The following is a 17,342-nucleotide window of genomic DNA, read 5'->3' as shown; positions in this document are numbered from 1 at the left end:
AAAGGCTTTGGAAATCCAAGAAATTACAGGAACCTATCAGATTTTAGGACAATAAAAAACAGCCTGGCAAAATACCAGGCTGTTATAATTGGTTTTGTCAAATTATTTCTTAGTTACGTTAGCAGCTTGTGGTCCACGAGCTCCTTCAACTACTTCGAAAGAAACTTCTTGACCTTCTTCTAAAGTTTTGAAACCTTCTGTTTGGATTGCAGAATAATGAACGAATACGTCGTTTCCGTCTTCAGCTTCGATGAATCCGAAACCTTTTTCTGAATTGAACCATTTTACTTTACCGTTTTTCATGTAAAAAAATCCTCCTATTGGCTTAAATCTAAGCCATGTGTAAAATTCACCAAATTACAACGTGATAGCTTTACTTTCATTTTCTTATCCAAACATCGGCAAAAACTTTGAACAAGCTTGTTACATAAATCTAATCTCGTGCAACGGCTGTTTAAAATTTAACATTTATAATGTAGAATGTCAAGAATCGAAAGGACGACATAAATCTACAATATTCTACGTTCTTTCCCTCATTCGCTCTGGCAGTTTTTGAATCGATTCAACGACCATATCCAGCTTTGCTTCAATACGGTAAAGCAAATAAAGTGTCACAACGATCGGGAAACCAACCTGGCTAATGACTGGAACGAGTTGTTCCATGTTAAGTACCTCCTCTCATTCTAGGTTTGAAAAAGAGACCGGCTTCGACTCGAAACCGGCCCCCTACATCTTAAACAATCTCATAATCTGTTACATTTCGTTCTACAATGCGGGCTCCTTTTGCTGAAACAAAGTCATCACCTCCTTTCACCTTCTATATAGATGAAACGAAGTGAAAAGGTCATGGTTTGAAAAAATAAAAGGGCAACTCGAGAAATTCATAAATCCGTCTATATTTGTCGAAAAATTTCTCGAACAAAATAAAAAACCGAAGAAATTAATTCTTCGGCAATGTTGATCCTTCTTCCTCATTGTCCTTAAACTTATCAAAAATCGAAATGGTATCGACTAGATGATTATTGAAAATCTGACGAGCCACGGCTAAAAGTTCAATAATCAACGGGTCTTTTAGGGTATAGATTACCTTATTTCCTTCCTTCGTCCCGGAAACAATATTTTTGGCTCGTAAAATCGTTAGCTGTTGTGAAACGGCAGAGCCTTCGCTCCCAACAAGGGTTTGAATTTCGTTCACATTTTTATCTCCTTCAGACAAAAGCTCTAAAATGCGGATTCTTAGTGGATGCGCAAGCGCTTTGAAAAATTCCGCCTTAAATTGCTGCATTTCCAGATTCAATTCCTCCACTCCTTTCTAGAAGGTAGCTGTTAACGTCTGCCTACCTTCTACAGCCCCAGAAGCAGATAATTTTGTACATTCTCTAAACGCAAAATGTTTACATCCCAAGCATTTATTTTTGTTTATCTGTTCAAGAGCAAATTGAATCGCCTCTCCGGTCGATTGAAAAAAATGTTCCTCACCGATGATTTGGTATAACCCGGTCTTTTTCAGAACCCCTTCCGGCTGAGCATTCAATCCTGATACCATTACTATACCACTTTTTGAAAAATGATGGACAATACTGGCTAAAATGGCTTCCCCTGTTGTATCCATAAACGGTACTTTACCCATTCGTAATAATAAAATTTTTGGCCTGTAATTGATGGTAGACATAATCGTTTTTTCAAAGGTTTGTGCCGCTCCGAAAAACAAAGGTCCCTCTACATTGAAAATACTGATTTGCGGACAATCATGGGTGTCCGTCACCATTTGTGTTTCGACCTTTTCATTCTTATGGAGTCGATTTGGCAATGCTTTGGCCGTTCTGGTCACATCGCTCATTCGTTTTACGAAAATGACCGCTGACATCACCAGTCCCACTTCTACCGCAGTTGTTAAATTCACAAAAACCGTTAATAAAAAAGTCACCAATAAAACGAGGGTGTCTGTAGATTTTGTTTTTAAAATATGGGAAAACACTTTTCTTTCACTCATGTTCCAGGCAACGACCATTAAAATGGGTGCCATACTGGCGAGTGGAATATAAGAAGCTTTTGGCGCAAAAAACATTAGGACAAGCAAAACGACTATTCCATGTATAATCCCGGATAACGGAGATACTGCCCCATTCTTAATATTTGTCGCAGTTCGAGCCAATGCGCCTGTTGCAGGAATCCCCCCAAAAAGCGGTGTAATCATGTTCGCAATCCCCTGCCCAATGAGCTCCTTATTGCTGTTATGCCGGCTATTGGTCATTCCGTCTGCCACAACTGCTGATAGCAATGATTCGATTCCTCCAAGCATCGCAATAACGAAAGCGGGTTTCAACAATTTGACAATCGTTTGGGTATTTAAGCTTGGAATGTGCATAGACGGCAGGTTACTTGAGATTTCACCGTAGGCGGTTCCAATTGTCGCGACATGTCCGGGATAAAATAGCGATGCGGCCATAGTTGAAATCACTAATCCAATTAATGGCCCGGGGATTTTCGGTGCCACTTTTGGAGTTAAAATGATCATTACTAAACAAATAAGTGCGGTAACCATACTGTAAAAATTAATTGTACCTAAATGAATAAAGATTTCCTTGACGTTAAGAATAAATTCCTCATGCCGCTTAATCCCTGATAATCCAAGAAAACTGGCTATTTGTCCTGTAAAGATTGTCACCGCAATACCTGTTGTAAATCCAATGGTAACAGGTCTGGGAATATACTTGATTAATGAACCTAACTTAAACATCCCCATTAACAAGAGCATGATTCCCGCTAAGAACCCTGCTATTAGTAGATTTTCATAACCGTAAGTCATCACAATCCCGAACAAAATGGGAATAAAGGCGCCTGTTGGACCGCCAATTTGATATTTCGAGCCCCCTAATAATGATATAAGGGTCCCTGCCACAATCGTTGTATAGATTCCATACTCCGGTTTCACCCCGGAAGCAATAGCGAACGCCATACCAAGAGGTATTGCAATGACACCGACAATCAAGCCTGAAACGAGATCTTTCGGTACACTTCTTAAAGAATACGGATGGAATCTTTTGTCAATAAACATATACACCCTTCTTATCTTTTTATTTTTGTATATCTGATTATTTGAATATAGAATAATAGATAAAATATAACAATACTTTTTTCAAAAAAATTTTGTTTGTTTTCATCATTAGATTGTGTTACAATAACTGAGCGATGAGCTGAGTTGTGTAAGCCGAAGAACATTCCTTAATGGAACACACAATGTGGAGTGTGGTTCTTCGCCTCAATACGCGAGAAGACGCCTGATATCAGGCGTCTTTTTTATTTAATAAATGATTGGAACTTTTTCCCTTTATATTTTAAAATTAACATGCAAGGGAGAATTAGGGAAAATCGGAGGGATGAAAATGAATAACCACGAGATCGATTTCAAGATTTATGGCGATGACATGCAGTTTGTTGAAGTAGAGTTAGACCCACAGGAAACGGTGGTCGCAGAAGCTGGTGGTTTCATGATGATGGAAGATGATATACATATGGAAACGATTTTCGGTGATGGGAGCGGTAGCGGTGGTAGCGGACTTATGGGCAAGCTCTTCAGTGCTGGCAGACGTGTCCTTACCGGGGAAAGCTTATTCATGACCACCTTCACCAATCAAGGCAGAGGGAAGAAACGGGTTTCCTTTGCAGCCCCCTATCCCGGGAAGGTCATTCCCATGGACTTAACCCAATATGGCGGCAAAATCATCTGTCAAAAGGATGCGTTTCTCGCAGCAGCAAAGGGGGTTTCCGTCGGGATTGAATTCCAACGCAAATTGGGCGTAGGATTTTTCGGCGGCGAAGGATTTATCATGCAAAAGCTAGAAGGAGACGGTATGTGTTTCATTCATGCAGGTGGAACGATTATTCGTAAGGAACTATTACCAGGTCAAAGTTTACGGGTTGATACTGGCTGTTTAGTAGCCATGACCAGTGGGGTCAGCTATGACATTGAATGGGTTAAGGGAGTTAAAACGGCTCTGTTTGGCGGTGAGGGCTTATTCTTTGCCACCCTTCGCGGCCCTGGCTCCGTTTGGATTCAATCGCTGCCATTCAGCCGTCTTGCCAGCCGCGTATTTGCCGCAGCACCGTCACGAGGTGGAGCAAAGGATGAAGGCAGTTCCTTGAAAGGGATATTTGATTTATTTAGCGGGGATTGATTTTTTCATACTTTAAAGTGGCAGGGTCGTTTGACCCTGTTTTTTTCTACTAAGTTTTCCTCAAGCAACTTCTTCAAGGACACTTCTCCCTGCTTTTTGACCGCAAGTGACCTCGAACACCTTCTTCAAGGACACTTCCCTTCCTTTTTTGACCCCAAGTGTCCTCGAGCACCTTCTTCAAGGACACTTCCCTTCCTTTTTTGACCCCAAGTGTCCTCGAGCACCTTCTTCAAGGACACTTCCCTTCCTTTTTTGACCCCAAATATCCTCGAATGCCTTCTTCAAGGACACTTCCCTATCTTTTTTGAACCCAAGTATCCTCGAGTGCCTTCTTTAAGGACACTTCCCCTGCTTTTTGACCGCAAGTGTCCTCGAGACGCATCTTTAAGGATACTCTCAACTTTGTATGTTCCTATGAAACCTAATTGAATTTTTAAAACTGAGATTATCTCTGTTTCCTGCGGATTTTCTCAATTACATTCTCGAGATCATCCGGGCGTAAAAACTCAATTGGCGAAAAGCCTTTTTCGAAAACGACCGAATCCGCTTCTACCATTAATAGATACTTCCCGTTCACCTTTGCCAAATGAATGGTATCACCAAAATCGGCCAGCAGTCCTTTCACGGAAACGTGGTCCAGCTTCATTTTCAATTCGAGTTCCGGCGTGTGCTCAACAATTTGCGCGGCAGCTTCAATCACCTGCTCGGTTTCAAACCGTTCCTGAAGCTCTCGCTTTTCACTAGCCGCCCAAATTTCCATCGCCCCTTCAAACTGTTCGCGTTCCTCACTCTCCGGCTCAAAAGCTTCCTCTATATGCCCTTTCACCATTTCAAGAACCTGCGTTTTGACAATTTCAGGCATCGATTGCGCATATTCCACATACTTTAAAAAATCCTCAAAGTATCGGGCATGGGATGACTGATTAATCTTCAGTTCTTGCTCTTCGAGAATTCCTTCCTCCGGCATATAGGGATATTGGATCGATTTCATATTTTTCGTGGTAATCGCCATTTCTACATGGCGAATCAACGTGGACTCGTCGGAAATCGAGGCCACTTTTGGTTCAAAATCGCATTTTAATATAAACACAAAGGGATCATCAAAATAGCGTGCCAGCTTGGCAGTGGCAACCAAAAATACCCCGCCCCGAACGGCACTTGTATTTAAATAAGTATTAACAAATTTTTCAGCCTCTTCTTGAAATGCATCCTTAGAGTCTGCAAAACGAGTTCTTGAAAATAGATTATAGTTTGGATTTGAAGTGATATCATGCCCTTCTTCAACAACAAAATAGCCGATTTTCGTTGGGACCTCTTCCGTTTTCGGATGGCGCTCCACCTTCCGTTTAACGATTTTCGCGAATTCCCCGTCAAGAAATTCCTTTAATGGACTCTCTTCATACTCGGCTTCATTCATAGTTTGAAAATGTTTATATCGTTTATCGGCCTGCTCTCCCTTGCCTTCGACTTGAATCACAAAAAATGATAAATACTGTATTTGAAAGTCCATCCTATTCACCCTGTTTTCTTAAAATTGACTATACAAGTATATTGAAGGGATAGAAATAAAGTCAAACAGATTTTTACCGTATAGAATAGAAAAAGACCTATTCCTTATCAATAGGCCTTTTCATAACCATTATCTTAGATCCAATTCTTTTAGCTTTTGCTTTACTTGTTCTTTTTTCAAACTATAGGATTGCCACGGATGATAGGTGCCCGGTGCTTCATAAAAACGATGCACTAAAATCGATTTCAAACCCGGCACATTTTTATCCTTCTGGTAAAGTTCAATTAATCCGATTACGCCTGTAGAGGATAAATCGTTCATATATTGAAGATCAATTTTTCCAGTCTGTTCATAACGGGCGATATTTTCCTTCACAACAATTCTATCCAAATTAATCATATTTATCGATGTATAGTAGATGAGGGCCGTTATAAAATAGAAATGGAATAGTGACAGCTTTTCTATCCAAATTTTGATTAACGTGTAGATTAAGATGACGACGAGAAAAATCATGAACGAATGCGATAACACCCTAATAAACGAGAACCCATATGCTTCCTCATAAAGGCTTAAGCGGAGGAAAGCTGAGCCCAGCATAATAAAGCTCGCGAGAATAAGGAAAGTTAGTAAAATTTGAATCAACCGTTTTGTAACACTTGTTCCTTGACCAACATACGACAAGACTGTAACCGTAATAGACAGATTGATTAAAGAGACAAATAAAAGCTCAAAAAACCCTTTCCTTGCGTATTCTGCATAAGTAAATTCCCCCTGAAGGGTACCGCTGAAAAAATATTTGAATTGGACGACTGTAAATAACAAGTAGACAATATTAATTAAAACGAGAACGGTAATGGCGATTACCGCATCCGCTTTAAACATTTGGATACTTGATGGACGATTGATCACTTTTATTTGTTTATGGAAAAGAACTTGCAAGAAACCAAAGAAGCCAAAAGTATAGATTAGAATCACAATCAACCTTATAATCATTTCCGCTTTAACAGCTTTAAAAAATTGAGGGATCCCCCCCACTAACTTTTCAAACTGGGAATCGGCTGTCATTAATAAATATAGGACAACCATCAGGACGGGTATCGAAATCAAAACCCCAATTAATACTTTTTTCCAAACTAAAAATTGGCTTTCACTACCCTCCTGTTTTAAACCTTTCCCAAACAAGGCGGCAAAGGCGGCGTTATACTTTATCGCCTCCAAAAAGCGTGAGAAAATATATAAAATAAAGGCGAGCTGATTCCATGCCATTAATTTCGGCCCTGTTACCACGATAAGATGAAAAATGACTAACCCGGGAATAACCAGTCTATTCAATGCATTAAAAGCTTCATTATCTTGAAAGTAATAATTAGCAGAAAGCAGCCAAATACAAATGAGGACAAGGTATCCAAAGCGTTGATGGGAAAAAGGAAAACGGCGATATCTAATGAAAAATGCAGTGTAAAAGGAAAAGATAAACACAATATACGAAATTCCGATTTCGCCATGAAAAAAGGCTTCTTCTGCCAAAATACCAAGTAATAAGCAACAAACTAAAAACAACCAATCTGATCTGTTAATTTTCGTTTCCATTATTCATCCCTCTTTTTATAAAGAATTTCTATATACATAGTTTTTCTAGGTAATTAAGCAAAAAAAACTGCTTATATCGAAGCTTTCTTTCCCCAGCGATAGCCAATCAAACTAACTGGATAAAGAATAATAGTAAAAAAGATACAAGCAAGAATGAAAGTCTTTGTTAACAATGGAGCAAACCATGAATGGGGAATAATTTCAAAAACCGTTAAAATCATTAAGACTAGATTTGGAATAATGGATAGGAGAAATGTCTTTTTTAATAAATGCCTCCCCCTATGCCCAAACCCTTTGCCAATTTCATAGCCAAGCAATGCCCAAAAGAACAAATAAATAAAGGCAATTAAAGTTGGGATTGCGGTCAATTGGCTCCATATCATCGATAGCCATTCCCATTGATATAGATTATGGGCCAATGTCAGCAGGCTGCCACCACCGAAAAAGAGAATATTGATAAGGATAAATAGCCATTTCATATTGCTCGGTGTGACTGCTAGTTCTTCTTTCCACATCGCGGCAATCTCTCGTGGACTCCCAAGCCGTGTGATGATTCGTTCCATTACGGCTTCATCCTGCGTACAATCATAGGATTCCATTAATATTTCATCGATATGGCTCTCATACTCACGAAGAATATTCTCTTTATCCTGGTGGTTTCCTAATCCGATCGACAGTTCCTCAAGGAACCTATTCTTCTGCCGTTCCATGATTGGTTCTCCCCATTACCTTGTTCATAACTTTAACGAAGTCCTGCCATTCCCGGGTTTTTTCTCTTAATACTTCCTTCCCGGCATCTGTGATTCGGTAATACTTTCTGGCTGGACCTTTTTCCTGCTCACGCCAATAACAATCAATGTATTCTTGTTTTTCTAGTTTGTGTAAGGCTGGATAGAGGGTTCCTTCTTTGACACTAAAGCCATTGTCACTTCGTTTTTCGAGTTCCTTCACTAATTCATAGCCGTACATGTCTCTTTCATTTAATAGCTGCAGCAGGATTAATGATGTACTGCCTTTTACCAGTTCGCGGTTAAACATCTTATCACCTACCTAGTTTTTTTAGGTATATAGAAATTCTACCTCAGTAATATTTACTTGTAAAGTATTCCAAAGAAAAAAAAACAGTGACGAATCGCCACTGTTCTTTATTTTTTAGTCTGGTTTTTAATGTATTGGTTTCGTTCGCCGCCATCTGAGAGTTCTTCGGAAAATTCGTGTTCTGCTTTTTCCCCTAGGAACATTTCAGATGAGCGGATCGTTTTTGATGGTAAATTATTATTGGCTGCCGCCTGTTCATTCCATTTTCCCATAAAATCACCTCAGACTTATTATTGATAAAGCGATATGATTTTATTTATAAGAAAACCAAGCGTCTATATAATCATTTTCTTATTGGATTGTAAATGAATTTCTTGCTCCCCTAAGTCCTCCTGCTCACGATTCTTTTTAATTTTGAAATGATAAATTAAATAGCAAGCAACCGTAAATGGAACACCACAATACAGGGCAATTCGCTGTTCTGGATCGAATGCTAGGCTTAATAGGACGATGATGTTTAAAGTAAGACCCAAAATCGGCAGGAATGGGAAAAGCGGTGTTTTAAATTTAAGATCGGCGATATTTCCACCTTCACGGATGAATTTTCTACGGAAGGCAATCTGGGAAGCAGTTATGGAAATCCACCCCACCTGTGCCCCAAGTCCTGCAACGGAAATGAGCCAAACAAATACAGTATTTGCTGCCACAACACTGGATAAAAGAGATAAAAAGGCAATCGCCATCGTAATAAATAGGGCATTTAGCGGAACGCCTCTTTTGGATAATTTGGTCAGTTTTGTACTTGCCATCTTCTCCTTTGACATCGCATAAAGCATACGGGTAGCAGCATAGAGGCCAGAGTTTGCAACAGAAAGTAATGCCGTTAAAATGACAAAGTTCATAATGTCGGCTGCATACGGAATCCCAATACTATCAAACACCATAACAAACGGACTTTCAATAACGCCGGCTTTCTTCATCGGAATTAAACTGGATAGAACAAAAATGGCTAAGACAAAGAAGAAAAGTGTACGCCAAACTGTTTGTCTAATGGATTTTGGAATGGTTTTTTCAGGCTCTTCACTCTCGCCCGCTGCAATCCCGATTAATTCTGTTCCTTGGAAGGAAAAGTTGACGGTAATCATGGTCATGATTAAAGCAATGAACCCATGCGGCAGGAGACCATGTGCAGTGAAATTTGAGAAAAACGGTGCAGCCTGTCCGCCTTTCATATGGACGACACCAAACATGGCCGCCGCACCAAGGACAATAAACGCGATAATGGCAAAAATTTTAATGCTCGAAAACCAGAATTCTGTTTCCCCAAAGGCCTTTGCGGAGAGTGCATTTAATGCGAAAAGAACGGCTCCGAAAATCAGGCACCACATCCAAATCGGTGAATGTGGAAACCATCTTTGCATCTGATTACCCGCAGATAATAACTCAAGAGCAACTGTAACAGCCCATCCGAGCCAATATAGCCAGCCAAGAGCAAAACCCGTGCCAGGGCCAATAAATTTTGTCGTGTACGTTTGAAATGAACCTGATACAGGCATGGCCACAGACAATTCACCCAGACAAACCATGGTCAAAAACATGATAAAGCCGCCAACGATATAAGAAAGGACAGCACCGGCCGGTCCGGCATGCGAAATCGTATAGCCTGAACCCAAGAAAAGTCCTGATCCGATTACTCCTCCAAGCGAGATCATGAATAAGTGCCTTGCCTTCATCGTCCTTTGTAACTCTTGTGTGTTGTTCTGTTGTAAATTCATCGAATATCCCCTTTCATCCCCTTTTAGTGAACACGCTTTCATTATTTTGGAAAAATGCGATAATTATTTCAGTAAAACGAATTCCCTCCGAATCCTCGCCTATGAAAGAATAATGTAATTGTGACATATTTGCAACAAATAAATTCTTTCGAAATTATCACTATTTTCTATTAATATTATTGCAAGTTCCATGCCAACTTTAAAATGCCTACTTATGAACATTTTACGAACATTCATGCAAATTTTTTTTGCATAATCACCAAATATTTTGCTCTTTTAAAGCAAAAAAAATGCCCTTCTCGAAAAAAGAGAAGAGCGTTTTGTACTATAATAAAAATATTTTATACCCATCCACGGAAACGAGAAGCTTCCGCTACTTTTCTAATCCCTACCATGTAAGCGGCTAAGCGCATATCCACATGATGGGTTTGGGCAGTTTGGTAAATGTTTTCGAAGGATTCAACCATTACTTTCTCGAGTTTTTCCTCCACTTCTGCTTCTGACCAATAATAGCCTTGGTTATTTTGTACCCATTCAAAATATGATACCGTTACACCGCCAGCGCTTGCAAGAATATCCGGAACAAGGAGAACATCGCGTTCAGATAGAATTTTTGTCGCCTCTAGAGTTGTTGGTCCGTTCGCTGCTTCAACAATAATGGAAGCTTTTATCTTGTCTGCATTATGTGCGGTAATTTGGTTCGAAATAGCTGCAGGAACAAGAATATCACATTCTAATTCAAGTACTTCTTCATTTGTAATAGTATTATCAAATAGTTTTGAGAATGTTCCATAACTATCTCTTCTATCTAAAAGGTAATTAATGTCCAGACCATTTGGATCATATATGCCGCCATAAACATCTGATACACCAACCACTTTCGCACCTGCATCATGCATAAACTTTGCAAGATAGCTCCCCGCATTACCAAAGCCCTGAATAACAACACGTGCGCCCTGTAATGCGATCCCCTTTTTCTTAACAGCTTCTTTTATACACATCGTTACGCCGCTTGCCGTTGCTGTTTCACGTCCTTGTGATCCGCCAAGCACAATTGGCTTACCTGTGATAAATCCTGGTGAATCAAATTCACGTAAACGGCTGTATTCATCCATCATCCAAGCCATGATTTGCGAGTTCGTATAGACATCCGGTGCCGGAATATCCTTAGTTGGTCCAACGACTTGGCTGATAGCACGGACATATCCGCGGCTTAAACGTTCCAGCTCTCTGAAGGACATTTTCTTCGGGTCGCAAATAATTCCGCCTTTTCCTCCGCCATAAGGAAGATTGGTAATCCCGCATTTTAAGCTCATCCAAATGGAAAGAGCTTTTACTTCTTCTTCATTTACCTCAGGATGGAAACGGACTCCTCCTTTGGTTGGTCCCACGGCATCATTATGCTGAGAGCGGTAACCTGTGAAAACCTGTACCGTTCCGTCATCCATTCTGACAGGGATGCGAACCGTTAACAAGCGGATAGGTTCTTTTAATAACTCATACATTTCATGATTGTAGCCCAATTTTGCCAGCGCTTTTTGGATCACAGTTTGTGTTGAGTAAAATAAGTTTAAGGATTCCTCTTCTTGTTTTTGTTCCTTTGCCATATTTTCTTGCACTGTCGTAACGGTCATGGTTGACACCTCATATTAGTAGTAGTTTTAGGATAATACTTTAATAATTTTTTCGATTGCCCAGTCAATTTCCTCTTTTGAAATAATCAATGGAGGAGCAAAGCGAATTACAGTATCATGAGTTTCCTTACATAATAAGCCCTCTTCTTTTAATTTTTCGCAATAGGCCCGAGCTTCTTCTGTTAATTCAACCCCAATAAACAGCCCTCTTCCTCTAACTTCTTTTACGATTGGATTTTCGATTGTTTTTAACTGTTGAAGGAAATAGGCACCTAATTCTAAAGAACGTTCTGCTAATTTCTCTTCTTCTAAAACCTCTAAAGCTGCGACAGATACGGCGCATGCCAGTGGATTTCCGCCAAAGGTTGAACCGTGCGAGCCTGGATTAAATACGCCTAAAATATCAGAATTTGCCACTACACAAGAGATTGGGAATACCCCTCCACCAAGTGCTTTTCCTAAAATCAACATGTCAGGTATAACATTTTCCCAATCGCAGGCGAACATTTTGCCCGTACGTGCCAAGCCTGCTTGAATTTCATCTGCAATAAATAGAACATTGTTTTCTTTACACAATTCGGAAGCTGCTTTTAGGAATCCTTTAGGCGGAATGATGATCCCTGCTTCCCCTTGAATCGGCTCGATTAAAAACGCAGCCGTATTTGGAGTGATGGCCGCTTCTAATGCTTCAAGGTCTCCGTAAGGAACTAATTTAATGCCGGGAAGCATTGGTCCAAATCCACGCTTATATTCCGGGTCAGACGATAAGGAAACAGCCCCCATCGTACGTCCATGGAAGTTCCCGATACAGGCAATGATTTCCGCTTGGTCAGCTTCGATCCCTTTCACATCATAACCCCAACGGCGGGCAGCTTTTAGTGCTGTCTCAACGGCTTCTGCCCCCGTATTCATTGGCAGGACCATGTCTTTATTGGTTAATGTGCTCACTTTTTCATACCAAGGACCCAGTTGATCACTGTGGAATGCGCGTGATGTTAACGTTACTTTATCCGCTTGATCTTTTAAGGCTTGGATAATTTTCGGATGACGGTGGCCTTGGTTAACCGCTGAATAAGCACTAAGCATATCCATATAACGATTTCCTTCCGGGCTTTCTACCCACACCCCTTCTGCTTTTGCAATAACGATTGGCAGCGGATGGTAATTATTCGCACCGTATTTTTGAGTTTGTTCAATAATGGTTGTTGTTTTTGACATTGAAGTGGCAGTCATGTAATTTCCTCCTTATATTCAATCCACCAATTTTTAATGCAATTTTCATGCCAAAATATTTTTTGCTTTTTGTAAGGGTTTTCGGTTTTTATCCGCCATGCAATTTTGCGCAAAATTATTTTTTTCTACCTCTAACGCAAAATTATTTTGCATTAATAGTTTTCTAAGGTTAAAATGATTTGTAACTGATATGAACAAGGGGTATAGGGGATCATGGATAAACCGATTAAAAGCATTCAAAATTTGCAATTTATCAATCAAATGTACCAGCGCATTTTAGATGAAGTGGATGTAGGTGTACATGCGGTAGATGAAAGCGGAAAAACGATTATCTATAACAAAAAAATGATGCAAATGGAGTCAATGGATATCCAGGATGTTATTAATAAGAACTTATTAGATGTATTTCGATTTAAAGACAATCAAACGTCTACTCTCGTAAAGGCCTTAAAGAACGGGAAAGAAACCAATAACGTCAAACAAACCTATTTTAATAACAAAGGCCGTGAAATCACAACGATCAACAATACCATCCCGATTTATCATCAACAAAAAATCCAGGGAGCGGTGGAAATTGCACATGATGTCACTAAACTTGAGCGTTTAATGAAGGGAAACATAAACGCCAAAGGCACGCCGCGATTTACGTTTGACAGCATCATTGGAACCAGTCCAGCCATTAAGGATGTCATTAAAGGGGCTGAGCGCGCCACTAGAACCTCCTCCTATGTCCTAATCGTTGGAGATACTGGGACGGGGAAAGAACTCTTTGCCCAAAGCATCCATAACGGCAGCAGCAGACTTGCAGGTCCCTTTATTTCACAGAATTGTGCCGCCTTACCAGATAATTTAATTGAAAGCCTTCTTTTTGGTACGAAACGAGGGGCCTTTACGGGGGCAATCGATTCACCAGGATTATTCGAGCAGGCCAATGGCGGAACATTGCTGCTGGATGAAATCAATTCATTGAATTTAAATCTTCAGGCAAAATTGCTGCGAGTCCTTCAGGAAAAAACCATTCGGCGGATTGGTGATACGAAGGACACCCCTGTTGATGTCCGTGTGATTGCCAATATTAACGAGGATCCGATTGATGCGATCGCCAATAACCATTTGCGCAAAGACCTTTATTATCGCCTTGGAGTTGTAACCATTTTCCTTCCGCCTTTAAGAGAACGAAAAGAAGATATCCCTCTTTTGGTGCAGCATTTTATTGAAAAATATAATGAGCTTTTTCAAATGAATGTACAGGGTTTACATGAAGAGGTTAAACAGTCCTTCCTGGAGTATGATTGGCATGGGAATGTACGTGAGTTGGAACATATTATTGAAGCAGCCATGAATATCATGATGGATGAAGAGTACATTCGGTACTCGCATCTCCCTTACCAATATCGTAATAAAATGCAATTAAAAGAAAGAATGATTCCCCTTTCCATGGTGGATACCTTTATCTCCGAAAGCGATGAAACATCCGTTCCCCTGAAGGAACAAATGGAGTTATTTGAGAAGTCCTATATCGAGCATGTGTTAAAAAAGAATGATTTCAATATCTCCCGAACGGCAAAATTACTTGGCTTAAGCCGCCAAAGTCTGCAGTATCGAATGAAAAAATTAGAACTAAATACGAATGATTTGAATTAAAAAACCGCGAAGTGCTTTCGCGGCTTTTTATTTATGCCCAGATTATTTTTCACCAGCATGAAAAGGACAGCATAATATATAGAAATATACTCTACAAAAGATTCATCCACGAAATCTTATCCCCTGCATTGAATCAAAAAATACTAGCATAAAAATTCCATTTTTACTCAATACTATGAAAAAGCCGAGGTGATAGAAATGGGATTACTGAACTCTTATAATCAATGGAGAGAAACCAGACAGCAAAATCATATTTCCAATATGAAAGACCAGGGGAAATGTCCGGATTGCCAAGGCAGAGGCTATACCGTATACCCCTATAACGAATTCGCCTATTTCAACTCTTTTGAATGTCCAGGCTGTCAAGGCAGCGGCTCCTATTCCGATTGGGAGGAAATGCAGTAAATCATGAAAAACCGCTACTTTTAATGTAAGCGGTTTTTTTAGTGATTTTAAACCTGGAATATTTAGATAACCTTTAGGGAAAAAGAAGCCATAGGGATTATATTTTTTCCGGAGGTGTAAAAATGACGGTTTATGTTTACCAGACGTTTGATGTAAAACAGGATAAATTTAAAGAAGCCATCGATAATTTGAAGGAAATTAAAAAGTTTCGGAATGAGAATTACAACCAATCTGTTGAAATTTTAACCCCTGTTTCAGGCAAGGATCATACATATGCTCTTCTAACCACTTATGAAGGTTTGGCAGAAATGGAGTTACAAAACAAGAAGCTTTTTGAGGATGAGGAGTATTTAAAATTAATCGGTGATTTTTTTCTGGAAAATATTATTCAAGGCAGTTTATATACGCAAATTTATCGTACCATTAATGGAAAGAAATAGCATTATATTGAATACATAAACCTAATAGATAAAGGACAGTCTATTATTAAAAATAGCTGTCTTTTCTATTAAAATGTATCCTTCCATCTTTATTAGTGATATGATTTTCATCGAGATTATTTTTAACAACAACAAGGATGGATGAACGTGAAAAAACTTCTTATATACTCCCTTTTTTCCATGACCTTGCTTTCTGGCTGCAGTTTAAAGGAAGCGAGTGCTAAAATGAGCTCAGATGTGAAACCAACAATCCATTCTAAGGAAGTCAGCTTACGGTCTTCTTCGGAAATAAATGAAAAACCTGTAAAAGAAACCGCCAAAAATTTATTATTCCACCCTACGGCTGAAATAGCTATTAGTCCTATTCATTATGATTCTACTAGTTTAACTCTATCAACAATTAATAGAGAGGATTCGTATGCAAAAATAGATTACCATATTTGGCGAACTGCCGATGGACCGGAAAGCATGAAGAAGTTTTTTTCGGACCAAATACAGACGGATTTTTCATTCTTATTTCATTTAAACGAATTTTTAGACAAACGCGGCGAATATCAGGTGGAAGCGTATGGTGTAAAGGCTGACGGTAATGAAGAGCTTCTCGCCAAGTCCACCTTTACCTTTCAACAGCATGTCCCCATTCTCATGTATCATGCTATCGATGATTATCACGGGAAAGGTTTAAGAGAATTGTTCGTAACACCAGCCAATTTTGAAGCACAAATGAGCTATTTGAAGGAAAATGGATATACGTTACTTTCCTTTGAACATTTTGGCGAAATCAATAAAGTAAACAAACCTGTTCTTGTTACCTTTGATGATGGCATGAAAAATAATTTAAAGGCCTTCCGGATTCTACAAAACTTGCAGGATGACCATTTTCATCCTGTTGCAACAGAATTTGCCATCGCTGGTTCAATTGATCAGAACTCTAGTCACCTTTCGAGTTCTGATTTAAAAGAAATGTCGGACTCTGGGATTTTTTCCATTCAAGATCATACGATGACTCACGCAGAGCTTCCGAAGGTAACCGATTATTATTACGAACTGGAAGCATCCAAGGAAAAAATCGAACAAATTACAGGCAAACCGGTCATAGCCATTGCCTATCCATCAGGCCGTTTTAATGACAATGTTCTGGCAGAAACTAATAAATATTATCAATATGCGGTAACAACAAAGCCTGGGCAATTTATTGAAAAGGGTATTCCAGATGAAATGCTGTTAATCCATCGTGTTCGTATTTCTTATTCCACAACGCTCAATCAATTTGCTGCAATGGTGCATTCAAGATAAAACAATGAGGATGACTCTGAGAGTCATCCTCATTGTTTTAGAGAGGGTTCGGGCACCAATTCCTTGATTAATTACTTACAGATGATTGGTTGTATTTTCGTAATAGTTGTCCAAAAAGTTGGCTTTCCTCATCGGTCCAGTCTTTTATGACTTGCCCTATTCTCTCACAACGGGCCATCTGGTGTTCATCAAATTCTTTTTTTCCTAATTCTGTAATTTGCAATGTGTAGGCCCTGCCATCAAGAGGATCTTGAATTCTATATACATATCCCTTTTGCTCTAAAGCTGCTGTTTGTCTGCTGATGGTTGATATATCCAGTTGAAACTCATCCGCAAGTATTTTAACTCCAGCCGGACCTTGGGAAATAATGCGATATAATAATAGATACGCTGATCGATCAAGATGTCCGATTTTCCTGCTTGCTGAAGTGACGCGGCGAAGCAGAACCGCTAATTCAAGATCAATGGTTTCTAAGGCATTTTCCTTCATCCATTTCACCTCATTTTATCCATTCTTATCAACATGTTACCATATAGTTATTTTTTTTAAAGAGATATCTATTAGGACTTGTTTTATTCCTCATCAATTGGAATACACT

General features: G+C 39.4%; 18 protein-coding genes. 5 read left to right on the top strand and 13 right to left on the bottom strand.

Features of this window, described 5'->3' with window-relative positions:
- Positions 1 to 102: 102 nt before the first annotated feature.
- The 4 genes from ACZ5XR_RS09375 to ACZ5XR_RS09360 all read right to left on the bottom strand — a co-directional run bounded on the left by ACZ5XR_RS09375 (position 103) and on the right by ACZ5XR_RS09360 (position 3,058).
- Positions 103 to 303, bottom strand: coding sequence for a cold-shock protein (locus ACZ5XR_RS09375; protein WP_007083969.1), 201 nt, complete (start codon positions 301 to 303; stop codon positions 103 to 105).
- Between the two features lie 216 nt (positions 304 to 519).
- Entirely contained in the window at positions 520 to 663 is a 144-nt protein-coding gene (locus ACZ5XR_RS09370) for a YvrJ family protein (protein WP_464501388.1), read from the bottom strand.
- 277 nt (positions 664 to 940) lie between these two features.
- Positions 941 to 1,297, bottom strand: a complete 357-nt coding sequence (locus ACZ5XR_RS09365) for an ArsR/SmtB family transcription factor (protein WP_464501387.1) — start codon at positions 1,295 to 1,297, stop codon at positions 941 to 943.
- Positions 1,298 to 1,312: 15 nt separating this feature from the next.
- Complete coding sequence (locus tag ACZ5XR_RS09360; RefSeq protein ID WP_464501386.1) at positions 1,313 to 3,058, bottom strand: SulP family inorganic anion transporter; 1,746 nt, start codon at positions 3,056 to 3,058, stop codon at positions 1,313 to 1,315.
- Between the two features lie 328 nt (positions 3,059 to 3,386).
- Between ACZ5XR_RS09360 and ACZ5XR_RS09355 the strand changes: the two genes are divergently transcribed.
- Positions 3,387 to 4,178 (top strand): TIGR00266 family protein, encoded by a 792-nt coding sequence (locus tag ACZ5XR_RS09355; RefSeq protein WP_464501385.1) that lies wholly within the window; start codon positions 3,387 to 3,389, stop codon positions 4,176 to 4,178.
- A 445-nt stretch (positions 4,179 to 4,623) separates the two neighbouring features.
- Here ACZ5XR_RS09355 and ACZ5XR_RS09350 read toward each other — a convergent pair whose 3' ends face one another.
- The 8 genes from ACZ5XR_RS09350 to ACZ5XR_RS09315 all read right to left on the bottom strand — a co-directional run bounded on the left by ACZ5XR_RS09350 (position 4,624) and on the right by ACZ5XR_RS09315 (position 12,943).
- Entirely contained in the window at positions 4,624 to 5,688 is a 1,065-nt protein-coding gene (locus ACZ5XR_RS09350) for a DUF3900 domain-containing protein (RefSeq protein ID WP_464501384.1), read from the bottom strand.
- A gap of 129 nt (positions 5,689 to 5,817) precedes the next feature.
- Positions 5,818 to 7,278, bottom strand: coding sequence for a DUF4153 domain-containing protein (locus tag ACZ5XR_RS09345; RefSeq protein WP_464501383.1), 1,461 nt, complete (start codon positions 7,276 to 7,278; stop codon positions 5,818 to 5,820).
- Positions 7,279 to 7,349: 71 nt separating this feature from the next.
- The gene (locus ACZ5XR_RS09340) at positions 7,350 to 7,988 is read right to left on the bottom strand and encodes an HAAS signaling domain-containing protein (protein WP_464501382.1); all 639 of its coding nucleotides are present in this window, start codon (positions 7,986 to 7,988) and stop codon (positions 7,350 to 7,352) included.
- The gene (locus ACZ5XR_RS09335) at positions 7,969 to 8,316 is read right to left on the bottom strand and encodes a PadR family transcriptional regulator (protein WP_464501381.1); all 348 of its coding nucleotides are present in this window, start codon (positions 8,314 to 8,316) and stop codon (positions 7,969 to 7,971) included. The genes ACZ5XR_RS09340 and ACZ5XR_RS09335 overlap by 20 nt, the downstream gene beginning before the upstream one ends.
- Before the next feature lie 107 nt (positions 8,317 to 8,423).
- Positions 8,424 to 8,588 carry a hypothetical protein gene (locus ACZ5XR_RS09330; protein WP_464501380.1) on the bottom strand — a complete coding sequence of 55 codons (165 nt, stop codon included), beginning with the start codon at positions 8,586 to 8,588 and terminating at the stop codon, positions 8,424 to 8,426.
- A gap of 63 nt (positions 8,589 to 8,651) precedes the next feature.
- Positions 8,652 to 10,091, bottom strand: a complete 1,440-nt coding sequence (locus tag ACZ5XR_RS09325; protein WP_464501379.1) for an amino acid permease — start codon at positions 10,089 to 10,091, stop codon at positions 8,652 to 8,654.
- Between the two features lie 341 nt (positions 10,092 to 10,432).
- The gene (locus ACZ5XR_RS09320) at positions 10,433 to 11,698 is read right to left on the bottom strand and encodes a Glu/Leu/Phe/Val family dehydrogenase (RefSeq protein WP_464502275.1); all 1,266 of its coding nucleotides are present in this window, start codon (positions 11,696 to 11,698) and stop codon (positions 10,433 to 10,435) included.
- A 54-nt stretch (positions 11,699 to 11,752) separates the two neighbouring features.
- Entirely contained in the window at positions 11,753 to 12,943 is a 1,191-nt protein-coding gene (locus tag ACZ5XR_RS09315) for an ornithine--oxo-acid transaminase (protein ID WP_464502273.1), read from the bottom strand.
- A gap of 228 nt (positions 12,944 to 13,171) precedes the next feature.
- On the opposite strand from ACZ5XR_RS09315, the gene ACZ5XR_RS09310 reads away from it, so the two are divergent.
- The 4 genes from ACZ5XR_RS09310 (at position 13,172) to ACZ5XR_RS09295 (ending at position 16,743) form a co-directional block, all read left to right on the top strand.
- Positions 13,172 to 14,602, top strand: coding sequence for a sigma-54 interaction domain-containing protein (locus tag ACZ5XR_RS09310; protein WP_464501378.1), 1,431 nt, complete (start codon positions 13,172 to 13,174; stop codon positions 14,600 to 14,602).
- 198 nt (positions 14,603 to 14,800) lie between these two features.
- Complete coding sequence (locus tag ACZ5XR_RS09305) at positions 14,801 to 15,007, top strand: methionine aminopeptidase (protein WP_464501377.1); 207 nt, start codon at positions 14,801 to 14,803, stop codon at positions 15,005 to 15,007.
- A gap of 122 nt (positions 15,008 to 15,129) precedes the next feature.
- On the top strand, positions 15,130 to 15,447 hold the full coding sequence (locus ACZ5XR_RS09300; RefSeq protein WP_464501376.1) for a hypothetical protein: 318 nt from the start codon (positions 15,130 to 15,132) through the stop codon (positions 15,445 to 15,447).
- Positions 15,448 to 15,594: 147 nt separating this feature from the next.
- Positions 15,595 to 16,743: a polysaccharide deacetylase family protein gene (locus tag ACZ5XR_RS09295; protein ID WP_464501375.1), complete on the top strand. Its 1,149-nt coding sequence runs from the start codon at positions 15,595 to 15,597 to the stop codon at positions 16,741 to 16,743.
- Positions 16,744 to 16,810: 67 nt separating this feature from the next.
- On the opposite strand, the gene ACZ5XR_RS09290 is transcribed toward ACZ5XR_RS09295, so the two are convergent.
- Positions 16,811 to 17,233, bottom strand: coding sequence for a MarR family winged helix-turn-helix transcriptional regulator (locus ACZ5XR_RS09290; protein WP_464501374.1), 423 nt, complete (start codon positions 17,231 to 17,233; stop codon positions 16,811 to 16,813).
- Between the last annotated feature and the right edge of the window lie 109 nt (positions 17,234 to 17,342).

This window comes from Neobacillus sp. Fa239 (assembly GCF_055395235.1).
The sequence above is the reverse complement of the archived record's forward strand: the minus strand, read 5'-3'. Positions and strand labels throughout refer to the sequence as shown.